Annotated in this window: 18 protein-coding genes; 1 reads left to right on the plus strand and 17 read right to left on the minus strand. The window is 46.0% G+C overall.

Features of this window, described 5'->3' with window-relative positions:
• Positions 1-432: 432 nt before the first annotated feature.
• The 14 genes from CLOSA_RS12535 to CLOSA_RS12600 form a co-directional block, all read right to left on the minus strand.
• Positions 433-699, minus strand: a complete 267-nt coding sequence (locus CLOSA_RS12535; protein ID WP_013273141.1) for an HPr family phosphocarrier protein — start codon at positions 697-699, stop codon at positions 433-435.
• Between the two features lie 120 nt (positions 700-819).
• Positions 820-1,455, minus strand: a complete 636-nt coding sequence (locus CLOSA_RS12540) for an epoxyqueuosine reductase QueH (RefSeq protein WP_013273142.1) — start codon at positions 1,453-1,455, stop codon at positions 820-822.
• Between the two features lie 144 nt (positions 1,456-1,599).
• On the minus strand, positions 1,600-2,742 hold the full coding sequence (gene rpoD, locus CLOSA_RS12545) for an RNA polymerase sigma factor RpoD (protein WP_013273143.1): 1,143 nt from the start codon (positions 2,740-2,742) through the stop codon (positions 1,600-1,602).
• Between the two features lie 104 nt (positions 2,743-2,846).
• Complete coding sequence (locus tag CLOSA_RS12550; RefSeq protein WP_013273144.1) at positions 2,847-3,749, minus strand: diacylglycerol/lipid kinase family protein; 903 nt, start codon at positions 3,747-3,749, stop codon at positions 2,847-2,849.
• A gap of 4 nt (positions 3,750-3,753) precedes the next feature.
• Complete coding sequence (gene mutY / locus CLOSA_RS12555) at positions 3,754-4,851, minus strand: A/G-specific adenine glycosylase (protein WP_013273145.1); 1,098 nt, start codon at positions 4,849-4,851, stop codon at positions 3,754-3,756.
• Positions 4,851-5,828, minus strand: coding sequence for a biotin--[acetyl-CoA-carboxylase] ligase (locus CLOSA_RS12560; protein ID WP_041709172.1), 978 nt, complete (start codon positions 5,826-5,828; stop codon positions 4,851-4,853). The genes mutY and CLOSA_RS12560 overlap by 1 nt, the downstream gene beginning before the upstream one ends.
• A 5-nt stretch (positions 5,829-5,833) precedes the next feature.
• The gene (locus CLOSA_RS12565; protein WP_013273147.1) at positions 5,834-6,142 is read right to left on the minus strand and encodes a DUF6637 family protein; all 309 of its coding nucleotides are present in this window, start codon (positions 6,140-6,142) and stop codon (positions 5,834-5,836) included.
• 3 nt (positions 6,143-6,145) lie between these two features.
• Positions 6,146-7,081: an ornithine carbamoyltransferase gene (gene argF / locus CLOSA_RS12570; RefSeq protein ID WP_013273148.1), complete on the minus strand. Its 936-nt coding sequence runs from the start codon at positions 7,079-7,081 to the stop codon at positions 6,146-6,148.
• A 75-nt stretch (positions 7,082-7,156) separates the two neighbouring features.
• Positions 7,157-8,329, minus strand: a complete 1,173-nt coding sequence (locus CLOSA_RS12575) for a patatin-like phospholipase family protein (protein WP_013273149.1) — start codon at positions 8,327-8,329, stop codon at positions 7,157-7,159.
• A gap of 151 nt (positions 8,330-8,480) precedes the next feature.
• The gene (locus CLOSA_RS12580) at positions 8,481-9,419 is read right to left on the minus strand and encodes an SPFH domain-containing protein (protein WP_013273150.1); all 939 of its coding nucleotides are present in this window, start codon (positions 9,417-9,419) and stop codon (positions 8,481-8,483) included.
• Between the two features lies 1 nt (position 9,420).
• On the minus strand, positions 9,421-9,861 hold the full coding sequence (locus CLOSA_RS12585) for an NfeD family protein (RefSeq protein ID WP_013273151.1): 441 nt from the start codon (positions 9,859-9,861) through the stop codon (positions 9,421-9,423).
• 130 nt (positions 9,862-9,991) lie between these two features.
• Positions 9,992-10,771, minus strand: a complete 780-nt coding sequence (locus tag CLOSA_RS12590) for a TrmH family RNA methyltransferase (protein ID WP_013273152.1) — start codon at positions 10,769-10,771, stop codon at positions 9,992-9,994.
• Positions 10,772-10,785: 14 nt separating this feature from the next.
• Positions 10,786-12,696 (minus strand): NAD(+) synthase, encoded by a 1,911-nt coding sequence (locus CLOSA_RS12595; protein WP_013273153.1) that lies wholly within the window; start codon positions 12,694-12,696, stop codon positions 10,786-10,788.
• Between the two features lie 16 nt (positions 12,697-12,712).
• Complete coding sequence (locus tag CLOSA_RS12600; RefSeq protein WP_013273154.1) at positions 12,713-14,071, minus strand: MATE family efflux transporter; 1,359 nt, start codon at positions 14,069-14,071, stop codon at positions 12,713-12,715.
• Positions 14,072-14,238: 167 nt separating this feature from the next.
• On the opposite strand from CLOSA_RS12600, the gene CLOSA_RS12605 reads away from it, so the two are divergent.
• The gene (locus tag CLOSA_RS12605; protein ID WP_013273155.1) at positions 14,239-14,679 is read left to right on the plus strand and encodes an RrF2 family transcriptional regulator; all 441 of its coding nucleotides are present in this window, start codon (positions 14,239-14,241) and stop codon (positions 14,677-14,679) included.
• 100 nt (positions 14,680-14,779) lie between these two features.
• Here the strand turns inward: CLOSA_RS12605 and CLOSA_RS21770 are convergent, their stop codons facing one another.
• The 3 genes from CLOSA_RS21770 to CLOSA_RS12620 form a co-directional block, all read right to left on the minus strand.
• A complete protein-coding gene (locus CLOSA_RS21770; protein ID WP_049791660.1) occupies positions 14,780-16,051 on the minus strand; it encodes an HD-GYP domain-containing protein in 1,272 nt (423 codons plus the stop codon).
• Complete coding sequence (locus tag CLOSA_RS12615) at positions 16,048-16,869, minus strand: oxygen-binding di-iron domain-containing protein (RefSeq protein WP_013273157.1); 822 nt, start codon at positions 16,867-16,869, stop codon at positions 16,048-16,050. The genes CLOSA_RS21770 and CLOSA_RS12615 overlap by 4 nt, the downstream gene beginning before the upstream one ends.
• A 93-nt stretch (positions 16,870-16,962) precedes the next feature.
• The gene (locus CLOSA_RS12620) at positions 16,963-18,330 is read right to left on the minus strand and encodes a sodium-dependent transporter (protein WP_013273158.1); all 1,368 of its coding nucleotides are present in this window, start codon (positions 18,328-18,330) and stop codon (positions 16,963-16,965) included.
• Between the last annotated feature and the right edge of the window lie 55 nt (positions 18,331-18,385).

Here is an 18,385-nt window from a genome sequence, read left to right on the forward strand (position 1 = left end):
TTATTCTCGCCCATATCTATGGACATAGTGGTTAGCCCGGAGGACGTTCCTGATTTTTCCCTCAGCTTTTGGGTGCTGATGTATTACAGTAAATTTTAGTTGATAATACTACATTTTTTCCCACTTGTAAACGGATTTTATTTTTATATTGTCAGATAATTTGATAATTTATAATTTTTAATTCAATATTCTAATTATTATAAAGAATATTTATGTTTTTTCTTCTGTTATTACACAATTTTATCGACTTTTAAATATTCTGGAACAAACTTCTAATTATTTGAAGTCATAGCTTTCAATTATTAAGCCAATAGTATGGTTTCAAAGCTTTCCCATTGCAGGAATAACTCATTGAGCCTCCATAGCAGCTAAAAAAGCCCTGGGAATCTTCCCAGGGCTTATACAATATTCTTTTAAAATAAAAAAACAGTATTACATCTCACCAAGACCGCTTTCGATGGCTTCTGTCATGGTCTTCATTGCAGCTGCCTCGTCTTCGCCGTCACAGATCAGTTTGATTTCTGTTCCGCATTTAATTCCGGCTGCCATAACGTTTAATACGCTCTTTGCCACGATTCTTTTCTCTCCATATTCGATGATAACATCAGATTTAAATTTCATAGCTGTTTGAGACAGCACCCCTGCTGGTCTTAAATGAAGTCCGGATGGATTTACTACGGTCAGTGTTTTTGATAACATAAAATTTTCTCCTTTATCCTCAATTTTTTTATACTCCTTGCAGTTAATTTTATTACAATATCCAATTTGTGTCAAGACAAACCATCGGTCTTTTACATATTTTCCAAAGGACTATCCCGCCTAGGAGATCTTAGAAAAAGCCTGTCTTTCTCTCTGAGAATAGACACAACCGCAGTAATCCTGCCTGTAAAGGCCATACTCCCCAGAAAGCTCCACAGACCGTTTATATCCGTTTTTTTTCTTAAAATCAGAAGGCAGATAAGAAACCCTGTACTCCTTGGCAAGCTTCTCTCCGATCTCATTCAGCTTCCCTGCATTCTTTAAGGGGCTTATGGATAACGTGGTGGTGAAGTAATCAAAGCGCCCTGCCTGAGCCACCTTTGCCGCCTCCTGGAGACGCAGTTCATAGCATTTAAAGCACCGTTTTCCCCCTTCCGGTTCCTGCTCAAGTCCTCTTACCATACGATAAAATTCATCCGGCTCATAGGGCCCAGCTTCCATGGCAACAGGATGGTCAAACTTCATGGCGGCAATGAGCCGTTCCTGCTCGTTTACCCGCCTTTTGTATTCCTCGGGAGGATATATATTAGGATTATAGAAATACACAGTTATTTCAAAATAGTGGGATAAATACTCCAGCACATAGCTGCTGCACGGTGCACAGCAGCTGTGCAGAAGCAGTCTTGGGATTTTTTCTTGATCTACTAATCCTGCAATGACCTGATCCAATTCCTTCTGATAATTTCTCTGGTTCATGGTAGCTCCTTCCCTGCTATAAAAAAGCTGGCATTGGATATGACCAAAGCCAGACCCTCTGCTTCGTCGCTTGCTCACGAACGCGGACCGCTGCGTTCAAATGACAAAAAGGCGTCCGCAGTAGCCTGCCACGCCTCCTGTTTTCTACAGAAAATCCCTGATCCGTTTGCTGCGGACAGGATTTCTAAGCTTTCTAAGTGCCTTTGCTTCTATCTGCCTGATGCGTTCCCGGGTAACATTAAATTCTTTTCCCACTTCTTCCAGTGTACGGGGATGGCCATCCTCCAGGCCGAACCTGAGTACGATCACCTGGCGTTCCCTCTCCTTTAAATCTCCAAGCAGGGCGTCAATATGCTCTCTCAGCATAACGGATTCCACATTGCCTTCCGGAGTCACAACGTTATTATCGGCTACGAAATCTCCCAGGTTGGAATCATCCTCTTCCCCAATTGGCGTTTCAAGGGATGCCGGTTCTCTGGCGATCTGCATAATCTCCATGACCTTGTCCTCAGACATGTCAAGGGCTTCCGCCAGTTCGGACACAGACGGTTCGTATCCAAGTTCCAGAGTCAGTTTTCTTTGCATCTTGGACATTTTATTAATCGTCTCCACCATATGCACAGGCACACGAATCGTTCTGGCCTGGTCTGCAAGGGCTCTGGTCACAGACTGCCGTATCCACCAAGTAGCATATGTACTTAATTTATAACCTTTTGTATAATCAAATTTTTCCACACCTTTAATAAGGCCTAAATTTCCTTCCTGAACCAGATCAAGGAAACTCATTCCGCGGCCCGTATAGCGCTTTGCAATACTGACTACAAGGCGCAGGTTTGCCTCAATCAAACGCTCTTTGGCATCATCATCGCCATCCGCTTTTCTCTTAGCAAGGCGCAGTTCTTCCTCTGCGTTCAAAAGTGGTACTGTGCCAATTTCCTTTAAATACATGCGGACAGGATCTTCCGTACCAATGCCCTCTAACAGGTCAATGGCATCAAGATCAATATCTTCCTCATCAACATCCTTTATAAAGCTGTCATCAAGATCATCATCTAAAAGCAGGTCGTCTGACAGGAGCACATCATCAGTTAAAACGGAATCGTCAATGACCGGGATCACGTCTACGCCGCGATTCTCCAGGTACGTATAAATCTGATCCATCTGCTCGGTTGTCAGTTCTTCCCCCATAAAGAAGTTATTAATCTCCGTTACATCCAAAGCATTGTGCTTCGTTTTTGCAAGTTCGACAAGTTTTCCCAGCTTATCTAAAAAATTATCCTTTTCCACTTAATAACGTCCTTTCGCTAAGAGGTATACATAAAGCCCACACAACTTTTCATTATATACTACCGGAATCCATATTTCAACATATTTCTGCTAAAAAAGCTGTATTATTGCTTTTTCGGCACTTTTCTCATAATTCGGATTCTTTTCTTTAAATTATTGATGTCAACTTCCCTCCTGGTCCCGCCGAATTCTCCGTCTAACACCCAGTCTATAGGCTCTTCCGAGAGAATTTTCAAAGACCTTGTCCGAAATTTATGGACGTATTCGTTTGGTTCTTCCTTCAGAAACATGTAGTTAATGATGTTGGTCAGATCCAGAGGTGTTTTGGGTGTCCGGATAAGCAGCACTTCAAACTCACCGTCGTCAAGAGCGACATTCTGGGCCACTAGGCCTTTAAAGCCCCCCACACTCATGGTATTGGTTATCATGCCGAATATAAACTCCCCTTCCAGAGTCATCTCCCCACACTCGATCCGCATCCCGTATGACTTTATGGAAGCCAGGCTTTTCATTCCTTCCAGCATATACGCCTGATGTCCCAGTACATTTTTTTTATCCTGAGGGGTTAAATAAGATACCTCTGTAAAAGCTCCAAAAGCCGCAATATACACAAAATGCCTGTCCCCGCAAAAACAGCCGATATCAATGGGAAAAGGTTCGCCAAAAACTGCCGCTTCCGCCGCCCTTTTCATATTTTTGGAAATCTTTAAGCTGGAAGCAAAATCATTGGTGGACCCAGCCGGAATATATCCAAGATCCGGGATTTGGTCCAGCTTCATGAGGCCGCTTATGGTTTCATTTAAGGTCCCGTCCCCCCCGCTGCACACGACCAGGTCCGCATTACCACCGTATGCAGCGGCAGCTTCCATAGCGTCGCCGCACCGCTGGGTCACATGGACTGTCAGTTCGTAACCGGCCTTTGTAAAAATATCCAGGATATCCATCAGCTTATTCCTGATCTGAGCTTTCCCTGAGCGGGGATTAAATATAAAAAGAATCTTTTTCATTCTATCACCTGATTAGTTTTGTATACGCCTTAAATGCACCTGGCAGAGAATAATTTTTCTTTAAGTCCGTACCGGTGACCCATAAATAGTCTCCGTGAAGCGGTTCCTCAAGTTCCACCCAAAACCCTGTCATATGCCATTCCACATGGCTGAACACATGCTTTGCGGCAGGAAGAGGGGCTATGACAGCCTCCTCCACTCCAAGCCGGGCAGGAATTTCCTCCTCTTTTAGATGACCTTCCACATTGGGGAACTCATAGAGTGAGGCTAAAAGCCCGGTGTCCTCCCGTTTGCGAATGGCGATCCGGCCATTCTGCCACAGAAGCATCACTGTTATATCCACAATCTTTCGGTTCTTTTTAGGAGTCTTTACCGGAATTTCCCCTATAAGACCCTTGATTCTTGCAACGCATAGGGAGGCCAGAGGACATTGACTGCATAAGGGAGGCCCATTGGGTACACATACAATGGCTCCGATTTCAATGAGTCCCTGGTTATAAGAGCTGGCTGCCTCTTCCGGCATCACAGCCTTAAGTTCCTCCTCCATGCGTGTTTTTACCGACTGCTTTAATATGTCTTCTCTGCTGCCTGTCACCCTGGAAACCACCCGTAAAACATTGCCATCCACTGCAGGAACAGGAATGCCGTAGGCTATGGATGCAATAGCCCCTGCAGTATAAGATCCGATCCCCGGAAGCTTTTTAAGCTCCTCGTAGGAGGCGGGAAGTTCTCCGCCATACTGCTCTACAAGAAGCTCTGCTGTTTTCTTTAGATTTTTTGCCCTGGTGTAATAGCCTAAGCCTTCCCAAAGTTTTAATAACCGGTCTTCCGGCACTGCTGCCAGTTCACGGATCCCGGGCAAATCACCTATAAAACGCTCATAATAGGGCTTTACAGCTTCTACTCTTGTCTGCTGAAGCATGATCTCCGATATCCATACCCGGTATGGGTCCGGCCGGTCCCTCCAGGGAAGAGCCCTGGCATGTTTGCTGTACCAGGTTAAAAGGGGGCGCTCCATAGCTTTAAGCCGTTCTTTTGTATCCAGCTCTTTTTCCCTGGGTTCTAAAACCTGTAACTTATCGTAAAGCGAATGGCTGTCCATTACACATATCCGTAGATTCCCCGGACAGATACTTCTCCGGAAATCACACGCCTGACCTTTCCCGGTTCCACTTCCACAAGAAGCTCTCCCTTTTCGTTGATCCCCAAAGCCTTACCAATATAATCTCCTGACCTGTCCAGAACTCTTACTTCCTTTCCTGCATTGACCATATTCTTATTATAGACACTTATCAGCCCGGATAAATCACCCTGGCTGATAAATTCTTCATAATATTGTTCAAAAGCCTCCATAACAGCAGCAACCAGCCGGCTTCTTCCCACCTTTTCCCCTGTTTCCAAAAACAGGGAGGTGGCTGTCTGCCTTACCTCTTCAGGAAATTCTTCCATATTGACGTTGATTCCGATCCCGACTACCACATAATGGATTCCTTCCAGCTCAGCGCTCATTTCTGTCAGAATACCGCACAGCTTTTTTCCATTAGCAACAATGTCGTTGGGCCACTTAATGCCTGCTGCAAGGCCTGTCAAATTCTTTATTCCGTCATAAACCGCCAGGGCGGCCACAAGGGTTATCATAGAAGCTGAGGACGGAAGAATGTCCGGCCTTAAGATCAGGCTCATAAATATGTTATTTCCGGAAGGAGATACCCAGGTACGTCCTCTTCTGCCCCGGCCCGCCTCCTGGAGGTCCGCCAAAACAAGAGTTCCACTGGAAGCACCTTCCTCAGCCAAGCGCTTGGCCCTTATATTGGTGGAATCAATGATCTCATGGTATTCCACCTCCCGGCCGAATTTCCCTTTGATACAGCTTTCTATCTCTGTTTTCGTCATTATATCACAAGAACCGATGAAATGATACCCTTTATTTCGAACTGCCTCAATTTCATATCCCTCTTCTCCCAGCTGACGGATGGCCTTCCAAACTGCCGTTCTTGAAACTCCGAAGCGGTTGCACAGCTCCTGCCCGGATAAATAGCCGTCACTTTCCTTAAGCAGCTTAAGAATCTCTGTTTTCAATGACATCACCCCCACCAGATGCTCACCGCACTGATTGCAGTAAGGGCCGTAAGAAGGATCCCGAACAAGAGGACCGCCACGCCCGCTGCCTTCTTCTTTTTTTCCCGGCCGCTGAGTCTGATTTTATAAATCCCGTTGACCAGGTTAAGCACGCCGGCCAGGAAAAATATGGCCGGTATCAAAAGCATGTGGTCTTCCGGGTTTAAAAATGATAGGACTGCCAGCACTACGATGAGGATTCCCACCACAATATGGAGGATATCCACGAGCATGGAAGCGTTTCTCAAGCTTTTTCCTCGTTCCTGTATATACATATTCTACTCTCCTAAGGTTGCCACCATTACCGCCTTAATGGTATGCATTCTGTTTTCTGCTTCATCAAATACCACAGATGCGCCGGATTCAAAAACATCTTCTGTCACTTCATTCCCCTTGACAGCCGGCAGGCAGTGCATGAATATGGTAGTATCCTTACCGGTTTTTTCCATCAGCTCTTTGTTTACCTGGTAAGGCTTTAACAGTGTGATTCGCTGGGCTGCCTTATCTTCTTCGCCCATTGAACACCACACATCGGTATAAATAGTATCCGCGTCTTTTACTGCATCCGTATCTTCGGTAAGAGTGATGGTGCTCCCGCTTTCCTTCGCATAGCCCTGGCATAAATCCACCAGTTCCTCCTTGGGCCACAGGCTTTTAGGGGCCAGTATGGTAAAATGAACGCCCATTTTGCTCATGCCGATCATCAGACTGTTGGCCATGTTATTGCGTCCATCTCCTGCATATACAAAATGAAGTCCCTTCAAATATCCGAAATGTTCCTTCATGGTCAGAAGGTCTGCCAGAATCTGTGTTGGATGATAATCATCCGTCAGCCCGTTCCATACCGGAACTCCTGCATATTTCCCCAGATCTTCTACTGTCTTGTGCTTAAAACCGCGGAATTCGATTCCATCAAAGACCCTTCCCAAAACTCTTGCCGTATCTTCCACGCTTTCCTTGTGTCCCAGCTGGATGTCATCTTTTCCTAAATATTCGGGATGGGCTCCTTCATCCACCGCAGCCACCACAAAGGAACATCTGGTACGGGTGGATGGCTTTTCAAATATAAGGGCAATGTTTTTCCCCTTCAGAGAATTTCCTGTAATCCCTTGTTTTTTCTTCGCCTTTAAATCAGCAGCCAACTTTAACAGGTATCCGATCTCTTCCGGTGAATAATCCTTCAATGTGATAAAATTTCTTCCTTTTAAGTTCATATTGCTTCCTCCGCTTTTCTACTTGTATTTTTATACATTATTATAGTATATAGCGTATAGTTATGCAATACTTTTTTATTTCTTATTATCTGGCAGTAAGGAACCGGCCTTTTCAAGAGACCGGAACTTCTTTCTGATCTCTCTCAACAGCTCATCAACCGTGTATATTTGAAAGCGTCTGACCTTTAATCGCTTTGCCAGATCTTCCAGAAGCCCCAGATACATGTCCTTATAATCCCAGCCTTCCTTCAGCTTAAACTCCTCTGCCAGCCTGGGAAATAACTTTTCCGTAAATGCCCGGTACCCCGTAAGTGCCGCCATTCCCTCTTCATTAAGGGTATCCTGCATGTATATTTTAAAGAATTCCAATTCAGACATCATCTTATCGAAATAATAAGGCTCCGTATTAGGTGCATCAATATAATAAATACGCCCGTAAAGGCCATATAAGAACCTTTTTGCATCATAATATCCCAAAGTCATGTTTTTTCTGGTCTTTTTTTTATCAAATTCCAGAATTCCCCCCAGATCCTGCCTGGGAGCGATGTGGTACACCCGGATTCCCTCTGGAATTTCTGTGACCCGCTCTTTATCAAGACCCAGGCCATAAATTCGTATCACAATGATATCTTCATATCCATGTTCAAGAAGCACATTTATGGGAACATTGTTGACCCCTCCGCCATCCATATACCGTTTTCCGCCCAGCTTTTCATTTTTAAAGGCCAAAAAATAAGCGCTGGCCAGCAGCATATCCTTGATCGTCCCTGCTTCACCGGTTCTTATATCCTCGGCCAGTTCTTTCCTGTCGGAAACCGAATAGGTGACGGTATATAGCTCCCTGTCGGAATTTCTGATCTTATCCTCATCTCCCACCACTTCCTCAATAAGATTTCTTAAGGGAGTGATGTCGAATCCGCCGTCCTTTAAGATCTGGAATCCGCTGCTGATCAGATCCTGCAAATTTAAGGATTTAAAATCCCTTTCCCTAAGTGCCTTTATGGTCTCATCATTTACCGCCATAACCTGGGAGTATTCAATGTTTTTCCATATCTTTTCCGCCCGCTCCAGATCATCCATACAAATGAGAGCACCGTTTAAGGATCCAACGGAAACACCCGCTATACCTTTAATCCTTACACCTGCTTCCCGCAAGGCCTTCCAAGCACCGATCTGATAAGCTCCCTTGGCTCCTCCGCCTTCCAGCACAAGTCCATACTCCCTGCTTAAATCCAGTTTCAGTTCCATAAATCCCTCCTAATAAACATACAAGGAAGTTCGATCCGCCTTTGGCTTATCGAACGGCTGATTCCGCTTGATTCATTCAGATGCAAATTATGCCAAAAACGCAGCAAGAGGGCATATGCCCCCTGCTGCGGTCGTTTTAGCTGAAAGGAAGTTATTCCACCGGATTTTTAGGAATCTCCGTGATGGAAGATACCAGTCCTGCCAGACCCTGGATCTCGGAAGGAATGATGATTTTAGTCGCTTTGCCGTCGGCTGCCGCCTTAAATGCCTCCAGGCTCTTAAGGACCAAAACAGCCTGATCCGCACCGGCATCCTTAATCATACGGATTCCATCCGCATTGGCCTGCTGGATTTTTAAGATGGCTTCCGCCTGACCTTCTGCTTCACGGATCCGTTTTTCCTTTTCTGCCTCTGCACGAAGGATTGCTGCCTGCTTTTCAGCTTCTGCATCAAGAATTGCGGATTCCTTCTTACCTTCTGCCACAAGAACGGTAGATTTTTTCTCTCCTTCTGCCCTTAAGATGGCCTCACGGCGTTCACGCTCTGCCTTCATCTGCTTCTCCATGGCATCCTGAATGGCTGCCGGAGGCATAATATTTTTAAGCTCCACACGGTTCACCTTGATTCCCCATGGGTCAGTGGCAATATCAAGGGTTTCTCTCATCTTTGCGTTGATGGTCTCTCTTGAGGTCAAGGTCTGATCCAGCTCCAGATCACCAATGATATTACGAAGGGTCGTGGCCGTCAGGTTTTCAATGGCCATAATGGGATTTTCCACACCGTAGGCATAAAGCTTGGGATCTGTAATCTGGAAAAATACCACCGTGTCGATTCTCATGGTAACGTTATCCTTGGTAATAACCGGCTGAGGCGGGAAATCCGCTACCTGCTCCTTTAAATTTACCCTTTTGGCAACTCTGTCAAGAATCGGCATCTTAATATGAACACCTACAGACCATGTCTCCAGGAAAGCGCCCAAACGCTCTACAACCAGGGCCTGTGCCTGGGGAACAATCCTAACACAGGATGCCAATAATGCCAGAATAACAATTAATATGATAATAACCGCTGTAAATCCAACTACTCCCATACTACAATTCCTCCTGAGTCTCACTCACAATTAATTTAACGCCTCTGATTTCTTTTACTTTCACCATAACGCCTTCCGGGTATATCCTATTCTCCTCAAGCGCCCTGGCTGTCCATTCCTGGCCATTAAGAACTGCAGCGCCCTGTTCCTTTGCGTTGTTAATCTCAACCGTGACCCTGGCGCTCTTTCCGATCAGGCTATCCATATTGGTTCTCACCGTGTTTCGGTTTACATACTTTAAGGCAAAAGGCCTGGTAAAAAATAAAAGTAAAAAAGATACAATAACAAATAACGCCAACTGCACCTGGATATTAATTCCAAACAGCGCCAGCAAAAATGCAACCAAAGCGCCTCCAGCAAACCAAATGGTCGTCAGAGCCATGGTCGCCGCTTCTATTCCCAGAAGCACTACAAATGCAATAAGCCAATAGACTGCTGCCATCTCATCATTCCCCTTCCCTGCCAGTGTAGGCAAAGCTGCCCGGCAAATCTATCTGTTGGTACCATCATACTATATGTTCCAGTATTTCTCAATATTTCCTCCTGTAAAAAGCCTTACAATTTTCTGACGATTACCCCCTCCGCTGCCTGGCCGCCTCAAACATGAGCACAGAAGCAGCAACTGCAGCATTTAAGGATTCCACCTTTCCTTTCATGGGTATCTTTACACAGGCATCCGCCAGTGCTGCCGTTTCGTCTGTCAGGCCATTTGCTTCGTTCCCCACTAAAAACCCTGTATCAACAGTATAATCCTCTTTTTCATAATTATTCCTGCCGTTTAAATGTGCCGCATAAAGCCTGACTCCGCCGGCTTTCAAGGCCTTTAAAGAGGCAGGAAGGTCTTCCGTATATACAAATGGAACGCGAAAAACAGAGCCCATGGTAGAGCGTATCACTTTCGGATTGTAAATATCTGCAGTCGTTTCGCTCATGAGTACGCCGGTGATCCCGGCTCCTTCCCCCGCCCTGAGAATTGTTCCGAGATTACCCGGATCCTGGATGTTTTCCAGAACCATCAAAAAGGCGGGACCAGGAGCTGCCAGCAGATCTTCCGTCCGGAAGGCATGCTGCCTGACAAGAGCCAATATTCCCTGCGGAGTCTGGGTATCTGACATGACCTTAAACACCTCCCGGGAAACGGTTTCATATTTCATTCCTGCCAAAAGCCTTTTATGGGCCTCATCCTTTATAAAGTCTTCCGACACAAAAAGGCTGTCGATTCTGTCCGCCGGAATTTCCTTAAACATACGAAGGCCTTCCGTCACAAAAAGGCCGCTTGTTTTTCTGGCTTTGACCTTCTTTGATAAATTCATCACCTGTTTCACCCTTGCATTGGCGCTGCTGGTTATCATAATGTACCTCTCTTTTATAAGTTCTCCAACTCTTCCAGCCACAGGCGGCTTACGGCATCGCTGGGCATTCGCAAATCTCCTCTGGGAGAAACTGCGACAGAGCCCACCTTCGGTCCGTCAGGCATGCAGGAGCGCTTAAACTGCTGGCTGAAAAATCTTCTGTAAAATACCTTTAACCATTTTAATATCTCATCCTTTCCGTAATGCCCGGAAAAAGCATGGACCGCCATGCGGTAAACCTTCTCCGGCCGGAAACCGAACCTTAAAATCTGGTACAGGAAGAAATCATGAAGTTCATACGGGCCTACCAGATCCTCAGTTTTCTGGGCAATCTCCCCATCCTTAGGAGGAAGAAGCTCCGGGCTTACGGGCGTATCCAAAACATCATACAGCACGCCGCTTAAGTCCTTTTCTCCGCAGGTATCTGCATAGTAGCGGACCAGATGCCGGACCAGGGTTTTGGGAACCGAAGAGTTTACGCCGTACATGGACATATGGTCGCCGTTATAGGTAGCCCAGCCAAGAGCCAGCTCCGACATGTCCCCTGTTCCAATGACCATACCATTTAAACGGTTGGCCAGATCCATCAGAACCTGGGTCCGCTCCCTTGCCTGGGAGTTTTCATAGGTGATATCATGAACGCCTTCCCTCTGCCCGATATCCCGGAAATGAAGACTTACCGCTTCCCTGATGTTCACCTCAGTAAGCTCCGCTCCAAGGGTCCTGGTCAGGGTACAGGCGTTCTGATACGTCCGGTCCGTTGTACCGAAGCAGGGCATGGTCACCCCGTGAATCTGTTCTCTTGGAATCTTAAGCATGTCAAAGGCCCGGACCGTCACAAGAAGAGCCAGTGTGGAATCAAGGCCGCCGGAAATCCCTACGATCCCATGCTTGCAGCCGGTATGAGCCAGCCTCTTTTTTAATCCCATGGCCTGTATGGATAGAATCTCCTCACACCTTCGGTTCCTTTCCGACTCATTGTCCGGAACAAAGGGCCTGGGATCAATCAACCTTTTTAACTCCAGTTCCTCCTTCTTCATCCGGAAGGGAACTACCAGATAATGATTGCGGTCGGCTGCTGGAAATGTGGTCATCCTGCGCCTTTCATGAACCAGCCGTTCCAGATCCATATCCCCGTATACCGTTTTGTTTCCAAAACGGCTGGATTCCGCAAGAAGGGTCCCGTTTTCCGCAATCAGATTCTGGCCTCCGAACACCAGATCCTGAGTGGATTCTCCCTCTCCTGCGTTGGCATAGATGTAGCCGCAAACCAGGCTGGCTGAATGGCCCGTAATAAGGCTTCTCCGGTAAATATCTTTTCCCGTGGTCTCATCACTGGCAGAACAGTTTGCCATAACCGTGGCTCCCGCAATGGCATGACGGATGGAGGGCGGATTGGGAACCCATGCATCCTCGCATACCTCTGCTGCCACTACAAGCTGGGGAATATCCTCACATGCAAAAAGAAGATTGGCACCCATTGGGACTGTATCCTCCTCCCATTTAACCATCACCGGAATTTCGTTCCCAGGCTGGAAATAGCGCAGCTCATAAAACTCCGAATAATTGGGCAGACAGGTCTTTGGCACGATCCCAAGGATCTTTCCGTTCTGCACGGCAACCGCCGTATTATAAAGCTTTCCGCTTTCCTCCCATGGCATGCCGATAAAACAGAGAAGATCATGGCCCTTTGTTTCCTTTAAAATCTCCTTAAGCTCCTTTTTCGCTCTTCTTAGCAATGCATCCTGGCCAAATAAATCGCCGCAGGTATAGGCAGTCAGGCAAAGCTCCGGAAACACCATAAGCTTTGCATGATTTTTGATTCCTTCTTTTATCTGTTCACAGATCCGTTCTCTGTTAAATTCCGGGTCTGCTACTTTTACATCTGGGGTCGCCGCCGCAACCCGGATATATCCATGTTTCATCTCTTTTATCTCCTATCTATTCATTGGTGCCCTTTGGTATCCACCTGGCCTTTAAGGTGTAAACACAGTCCATGAGCATCGTTGTGATCCATGTTATAGGATAACACCACATGACTGCTCCAAAACTGGGGAAAAATGGAACCAGCAGATTAATGTAGATCATACGCAGAATGCACATGTTTCCCACACCGATCAGCATAGAAACCATGGTTCTGCCGCTGCCCCGTATACTGCCCATTAAAATCTGGTGAATGGCCAGAGTCCAGTAAAACGGAAGCAATATCAGCATGGTGGAATACCCATAAGCGATAACCTCTGTATCAGGTGAAAAGATTTTAAGAATATGCTTTGCATTGAGATACAATATCACGGATATGACTGCCGTATAAGCCATACTTATGACAATCCCCTGATATACCCCCTGTTTTATTCGTTTTGATTTCCTTGCACCAATATTCTGCCCGGTAAAGGTGGTGGCCGCCATGCAGAAGCTTTGAAGGGGAAGCATGGCAAATCCGTCCACTTTACTGTAGGCGCCGAACCCTGCCATTGCGGCAGAGCCAAAACTGTTGACATTTGCCTGAACGATCACATTGGACAGAGAAATAATAGACTGCTGGATTCCGCTTGGAATACCAAGCTTTAATATACGCATCATCATTCTTTTGTCTATCCTTATCTTCTTAGGAATCAGCCGGTAAATATCCTCTGTTTTAATCAACGCCCGTACCGTCAGCACAGAAGACACTGCCTGGGCTGCGACCGTGGCGTATCCCACACCTTCCGTTCCCATGCCGAAGACCACAACAAAAACCAGATCCAGGATAATATTCACAACCGAAGACACGCAAAGATAATAAAGAGGCCTTTTGGCATCTCCTACAGCCCTTAAGATTCCTGCTCCCATATTATATACGAGATTAAACAGAGAGCCGCAGAAAAATATCCTTAAATACGCCACAGAGTTTGGCATAACCCCTTCCGGAGTACCCATCCAGCTTAGAATCAAAGGCGACATAAGCACCCCAACAACGATAAGGATTCCTCCTCCGGTCAAACTTAATGCCATGCTTGTATGAACTGCCCAGTGAAGCTTTCTCTCATCCCTTGCCCCGTAATACTGTGATATGATGACTCCCGCCCCTGTTCCGATCCCCATAAACAGGCCGATGATCAGATTGATCAGGGAATTGCTTGAGCCTACGGCAGCCAGTGCATCGCTTCCGATAAAGTTGCCCACCACAACAGAATCCACGGTATTATAAAGCTGCTGAAACAGGTTTCCGGCCAGAAGAGGCAGGGAAAATGCCAGGAGCTGCTTCCAGATTATCCCTTCCGTCATGATGATCTGGTTCGTACTTTGTCTTTTCTTCACAAATGTCCTCCCTTCTTTTCCCAATTCCCCAATGAGTATTAGTATACATCCAATTTCAGAAATTGGGAAGCCGGATAATTTAAGGTTTACTTTTCCTAAGGTTTCGTGTACAATATTTTTATATCCTACTAAACAGATAAGAATAATTAGGAAGGAGAGTTATAACCATGAAATTTTCTACCAAGGGACGTTACGCTCTTCGTATGATGCTTGAGTTTGCACTGCATCCAGGGGAATGCACAAAGATCAATCAGGTGGCGGAACGCCAGGAAATATCTGATAAATACCTGGAACAGATAGTTACCATATTAAGCAGAGCCGGGTATGTGAAAAGCAGAAGAGGCGCCCAGGGTGGTTATTATCTTACTAAGGATCCTTCCGAGTATACCGTGGGCATGATACTCCGTCTTGCGGAAGGAAGTCTGGTTCCAGTGACCTGCCTGGAGGATGAGGTCAACCCCTGCAGCCGTTCCCAGAACTGCGCCACTCTCATGGTTTGGAAAGAGCTGGATCATGCCATCTCCCACGTAGTGGACGGCATTACCCTGGCAGATCTGGTGGAAGAACAAAAAAGGCTGGATGGACAGGCCAATTATTATGAAATTTAAAACGGCATGAAAAAAGTTCGTGTTTTCTCCTTAACCTGGAAAACACGAACTTTTTTAAACCGGCGGTTCAGCAGGACTTGTTCCTCATCTGCTGCTTTTATCACTCCCTGTAAATGGAACTCCGTTCAAATATATTGCAGAAAGCATGAGCATTTTCCAGAAACAGATCTACCAAAAGAGGATCAAAGTGGCTGCCTCTGCCCTGGGTCATGATCTGTGAACTCTTTTCATGGGAATACCCCTCCTTATAAACACGTTTAGACCGAAGGGCGTCATACACATCCGCCAGGGCCATGATCCGGGCTGATATTGGAATTTCTTCTCCCTTCAGTCCCTTTGGGTAACCGCTTCCATCCCATTTTTCATGATGGCAGAGAGTGATTTCCTTGCCGATTTTGATAAATGCGCTTCCCGTATCTTTTTTTTCCACACTGGCCAGGGTCTGGTATCCTATGGTAGTATGGGTTTTCATGACTTCAAATTCTTCCGCCGTCAGTTTTCCCGGCTTTAACAGGATCGCATCCGGAATCCCAACCTTTCCGATGTCATGAAGAGGGCTGGCCTGGGTAATGCTGTCAATAAAGGCCCTGTTTATTTCTCCTGGATGCGCGTTCCTTTCCCGAAGCTTTTCCGCCAGAAGCCGGCAATACTTCGACGTTCTCACAATATGCTCTCCCGTATCGTCATCCCTTGACTCCGAAAGTTTCACCAAAGCATGGATGGTGGCCATTTGGGAAGCCGATACTTCCTCCACCTTTTTTTGAACAAGGACCTCCAGATGGTGATTATATTCTTCCAGCTTTTCCTCAACAGCCTTACCATTTGTGATGTCCTGAATGGTGCCATGAACGCTGGTTGTTTTTCCGTCAGAATCCTTTGAAGCTACAAACCGGATATGTACCCACTTGATCCTGTTCCCCTCCATAAGCAGACGGTACCGGTATTCGGCAGGAACCATGCCATTTTCCATGTCCCGTAATATCTGATTTGCCAGCTTCTTGTCATCAGGATGGATCTTTTTTAAATACAGCATAAGATCCGGCTTTTTAGACGCTTCTATTTCCAATATCCGGTTTATGGTATCCGACCACCATAGCTGCTTTGTGGTCAGATTCAGTTCCCAATTTCCTATAAGGGCGATTTCCTGGGCTTCCCGGAGAGATAATTCGCTTTTTTCCAGCTCTCTTCCCTTTTCTTCCAGCTGCTTTGATATGTCTACATACCTCTCCATGATCTCAGAGACCAATGCGGTATGGGTCTGGTTATCCACCTGCTTTGCAAAATAATCAAGCATGGACTTGACATATTCATCCGTACCCGATTCATCCAATACCATATTCTCTCCCAGCAGGATCGAATCTGTCCGCCTCAATTTCCTTCCCCCTCCAGAAAATAATCAATCCCAAGGCTGGTCAATTCCTTTAACCGTTTGATTGCAATACTTTGTGCCTCAGGTATATCCAGTATGCTGCCATGCTGGGGGGCGATCATGGAAATATCCAGCTCCTCAATTCTTTCAAGGGCATAATGCAGCGCTTTTTTCGATGGCATAATGCGCTGATGAAAATTCACCATGCCCTTTATCTGACATGGCTTCCCGGTAATGGGACAGATCTGCCGGGGCGTACAATCCAGGCACTTATCACCGATCAGGGTATATAAATTCCAGTTGTTATCATAGCTTCCGAAAATATCGCTGCTGAACAATATCTTTGTCTTCACGTCATAAGTAACAAAGCTGCCAGGCGAATGGGCATAAGGTGTCCTGATAAACTCCAGCCGTCTGCCGTTTGCAAATTCAAAGTGATACCCTAATTTCTCAATACACTCCTTAGGCGTATTCTTGGAATAATAATTAATGAAAATATTATTTTCATGATGGGAAATGATTTTTAATTCCCGGCTGTTAATGAGGGTTTCTATATGAGGTAGATTGCCGCACAAATCCGGATCATAATGCTGGTAGATCAGGCGGTTGATTTTACCCGGACTGGTTCCCGTTCGCATGATCTTCAGCATGACCGTACTGAAATCATCCCGGCTGCCGCTGTCGATAAGCACTGCTTCATCACCGTCTACAATCAAATAAGGATTGCAGTGAAGCCCTGCTCCCTCATCATAAAAACCCACCCAATAGACCCCCTGGGCGATTTCCACATATTCTTTATAATTTAAATCCTGCTTATCCATCTCCATGTTCCTCCAATATATGGCCGGCAGCCGCCTTTTCCCCCAGTGCCACCTTTCATCGCCGCCACGGCTGCGGCAAATGGAACCCGCTGATTAAAAGAATTTTGATGCATACCCCTGAATAAAGATTACCAGAACAATAACAGGAAGAACGAAGGTCACATAAGCCCTTGCCCAGCGGGGGAACCGGATCCCCTTTCCTTCGTTGGCCTCTTTCATAAAATTATCAAACCCCCAGCCATATCTGGTGGTACAGAACGCCAGGTATATCAGGCTTCCCAATGGAAGCAGGTTATTGCTGATAATAAAGTCTTCTAAATCCAGGATATTGCTTCCTTCGCCAAAGGGCATAAAACCGCTCCAAACATTAAATCCCAGCACACAGGGTATGGACAAAAGAATCATAGCAGCCCCATTCAGCCAAACCGCTTTTTTTACGGTACAACCTGTTAAATCTGTTGCGAAAGAAACGATATTCTGGAAAACTGCAATTTCCGTGGAAATAGCTGCAAATGACATAAAGAGGAAAAACAGGCTTCCAAGGAGTCTTCCTCCTGCCATGTTATTGAACACGTTTGGCAAAGTCACAAAAACCAGCTTGGGCCCTTGACCAGGCTCAATTTGAAATGCAAAGCATGCCGGGAAAATAATAAGTCCTGCCATAAAAGCCACAAAGGTATCCAGAACCGCCACACTGATGGCTTCTCCGGTTAGTCTGTGCTCCTTGCCGATATAGCTTCCAAAAACGGCGAGAGCACCAATTCCAATACTTAAGGTAAAAAAAGCCTGTCCCATGGCGGCAAATATGACTTCTCCAATACCTGCTTCTATGATCTTGGCAAAATCAGGTTTTAAGTAAAACTCCAGTCCTGCCCTGCTGTTTTCCAGGAACACCGAATGAACGGCAAGTATTGCCATTAAACCTAAAAGACATACCATCATCCATTTCGTGATCTTCTCCACACCGCCCTGAATTCCTCTGGCACAAATAGAAAAGCACCCCACCACCATGATGACCATAAAGATTCCCATGATCACAGGGTCTGCCAGCATATTTTCAAACTCCCCTGCTACTCGTTCCGCATCAAGGCCTACAAAATCTCCCTTAGCCATCTTAAAAAAATACAATACCATCCAGCCGGTAACCGTGGTATAAAACATCATCAGAATGTAATTTCCAGCCATTCCCAGATATTTTGCATAATGCCATTTGCTTCCTTCAGGCTCCAGAACATCATAGGATAATGCAATGCTCTTCTGGCTTGCACGTCCCACGGCAAATTCCATCGCCACAATGGGCAGCCCCAAAATAAGCAGAAACACCCCATAGATCAATACAAACGCCGCTCCTCCATACTGGCCCACAATATAAGGAAAACGCCAGACGTTTCCCAAACCAATGGCACATCCTGCCGAAATCAGGATAAAACCCAGGCGGGACGAAAATTTTTCTCTACCCATTTTTCCAAACTCCTCATCAGTCATATTTTCTGTCATCCTTCCAAAAAACAGCAAA

It is taken from the genome of [Clostridium] saccharolyticum WM1 (genome assembly GCF_000144625.1).
In the GTDB taxonomy this organism is placed as follows: domain Bacteria; phylum Bacillota; class Clostridia; order Lachnospirales; family Lachnospiraceae; genus Lacrimispora; species Lacrimispora saccharolytica.